This is a genomic window from Streptomyces calidiresistens (genome assembly GCF_014141525.1).
Classification (GTDB): Bacteria; Actinomycetota; Actinomycetes; order Streptomycetales; family Streptomycetaceae; genus Streptomyces; species Streptomyces calidiresistens.
Window position 1 is genome coordinate 1 of the sequence record NZ_VKHS01001467.1, and the last position, 612, is coordinate 612.

The following is a 612-nucleotide window of genomic DNA, read 5'->3' on the forward strand; positions in this document are numbered from 1 at the left end:
GGAAGGGGGCGACGGCGGGGACCGGGAGCACGGCGTGGGCGGTGACCGTACCGGTGACGGGGTCCAGGCGGCGCAGGCGCCGACGGGCCGGGGGAAGGCCCGGGTCCGCGGGCGGCGCCCCGCACGCCTCGGCGAGGTCGGCGGCCAGGAGGGAGGCCAGGAGGTCCCGGTGGTCGACCGTCAGCGGTGGGGCGGGTTCCTCCACGGCGGCGCCCCGCCAGTGGGCGGCCAGTTCGCGGTGGGCGGGGGTGGCGGCCAGCCGGCGTGCCCTGACGTGGGCGGCCGTGACGTCGCCTGCGGCGAGGGCGGGGGGCTCGATCCACACGGTCCACCCCTCGCGGTGGCAGTACTGCCGGGGTATGCCGAGTTCGAGCAGCCGGTCCGCGAGTTCGTGGTCGATCCGGGGCGCGTCCTTCCCGGGGGCGGAGGCCGGTGCTCCCGCCGGCCCCTCGGCGGGGACGGCGCACAGGACCACGGCGGAGGGACGGTCGGCCGCCGGATCGGCGGAACCGTCGGTGCGGGCCCCGGCGCCGAGAGCGCGCAGGGCCCGGGCGACGGCGGCGGCGGTCGCGGGATCCCCGACCACCCGGACGTCCCGCAGGGGGGCCGGGG

Annotated in this window: 1 pseudogene; it reads right to left on the minus strand. The window is 80.6% G+C overall.

The annotated features are described in order from the left end of the window. Nucleotides 1-586 (minus strand): annotated as a pseudogene (locus FOE67_RS27850) (hypothetical protein); the annotation flags it as partial. Nucleotides 587-612 lie beyond the last annotated feature (26 nt).